The sequence below is a fragment of the Methanoculleus sp. SDB genome (assembly GCA_001412355.1).
GTDB lineage: Archaea > Halobacteriota > Methanomicrobia > Methanomicrobiales > Methanomicrobiaceae > LKUD01.
In genome coordinates this window covers 1-1,746 of record LKUD01000108.1, presented here as the reverse complement: position 1 = coordinate 1,746, position 1,746 = coordinate 1, and the positions used below count along the sequence as shown (strand labels likewise).

Annotated in this window: 1 protein-coding gene and 1 pseudogene; both read left to right on the top strand. The window is 56.8% G+C overall.

Annotation, left to right across the window (positions count from 1 at the left end; genetic code table 11):
* Positions 1–283: 283 nt before the first annotated feature.
* Positions 284–1,030 (top strand): SAM-dependent methyltransferase, encoded by a 747-nt coding sequence (locus APR53_06255; GenBank protein KQC02959.1) that lies wholly within the window; start codon positions 284–286, stop codon positions 1,028–1,030.
* Positions 1,031–1,385: 355 nt separating this feature from the next.
* Positions 1,386–1,746 (top strand): annotated as a pseudogene (locus APR53_06250).

Sequence of the window (1,746 nt, the reverse complement as noted above, 5' to 3'; positions counted from 1 at the left end):
GGCGACGACCAGGTGATGAACCGGATGCTCACGATCCGGATCGACGACCCGGCCGGGTAGAACCTCGCTGTCCTTGACCACAAGAAGAAAGCCGAAACCCAATCGAAAGCTGCGTTAAACAAGGGGCTATCGCCGGTGAGGATGAAAAGGGTGCCGGAAGGGGCGTGGATTTCCAATCCGTGGGGTGGCAGGTACTGCAGGGTGATTCGGTTCGGTCTGCATGACCAGCTGATTCCGGCCTTTAAACTGCCCCTTTATGCGATCAGACGACGCATGAACGGGAATGGATATTTCATTCATCTTCACCATTCACGAGGGACTGCCCCGCCAGGGGCCGGGAAGCAACGAGTGCACGAGAAAAGCGTTTTTCATGCTGAAAAATCTCCCGGAGCGGCCAAAGATCCTGGATATCGGGTGCGGGGCGGGGATGCAGACGATCGAGCTGGCCCGCATATGCCGGGACTGTCGCATCACTGCCGTCGACATCCACCAGCCGTACCTGGACGATCTGGCCCGGAAGGCGAGAGCGGCCGGTGTGGGAGAGAGGAACACGACGCTACAGGCATCCATGGACGATCTGCCGTTTGAGGATGCAGCCTTCGACGTCCTCTGGGCGGAGAGCTCTATCTTCGTCGTGGGGTTCGGGGAGGGACTTAAGATGTGGAAGCGGCTTCTCCGGCCGGGCGGCGACCTCTGCCTGACCGAAGCGGTCTGGTTCACCGATCAGCCAACGCCTGGGGCGGCGGCGTTCTGGAACGAGTGCTACCCGGCGATAACAACGGTCCCGGAAAACTGTGTGATCGCTGAGAATGCCGGCTACGAGGTTGTCGCGACCTTCCCGCTCCCCGCATCCGTGTGGTGGGATGATTACTATTCGCCGCTCCTCGAACGATTGCCCGACCTGAATGCAGCGGCAGCCGGAGATCACGGCGCGGAAGCGCTGGTCGCGTTCTCGGAGCGGGAGATCGGGATGCACCGGGAGCACAAAGAAGAGTACGGCTACGAGTTCTTCATTCTGAGGAGCCGCTGAACCATCGGAACAAGACGGAGGCGGAGGAGGCCGGGCAGGAGTTCGGGCCATTCCTTATGGCAATCGGGACAGGTCTGCATACAATCCCTCCACCGCATCCCTGATTATTCCTCCCTCCGGTATTCTCCAACCATTCCGCCCCACCGCACCGTCCGACTCCGCTCCTCTCCCGCAAGCATCCGTACCGGTGCCTGCTCTTAATGGTAATCTCCGGGGTAGTAAAAGTGATTGATTTATAAAATTCTCCAAATATATTTAAATATTCGTCAAATATATCTGGGATCAGTTCTGAGACGGTCCGGGGAGAGGAAAAAAGATCCTGCTCTTCTCCGGAGGACAAGAAAGGAGGTGACCTATGAACAGAAAATGGAAAATAATCACGGGCATTGTACTGATTTCACTCGGTCTGGTGTGTATGCCGTGTATGGCAGCGGACGAAAAAATCGTATTTGCCTCCAATCAGGATGGAAACTGGGATATCTATGTAATGAATATGGATGGATCCGAGCGGACCCGGCTGACGACCGATCCCGCACAGGATTGGCGGCCGGACTGGTCACCGGACGGGACGAAAATTGCGTTCGAAAGCGAACGTGATGGAAACCGTGAGATCTATGTAATGAACGCCGATGGATCCGACCGGACCCGGCTGACGAATGATCCTTCTGTTGACGGTATCCCTGCCTGGTCACCGGACGGGACGAAAATTGCATTTT

Coding starts and splice junctions, on each gene's coding strand:
- APR53_06255 (KQC02959.1), top strand. CDS start 284: ATGGATATTTCATTCATCTTCACCATTCACGAGGGACTGCCCCGCCAG.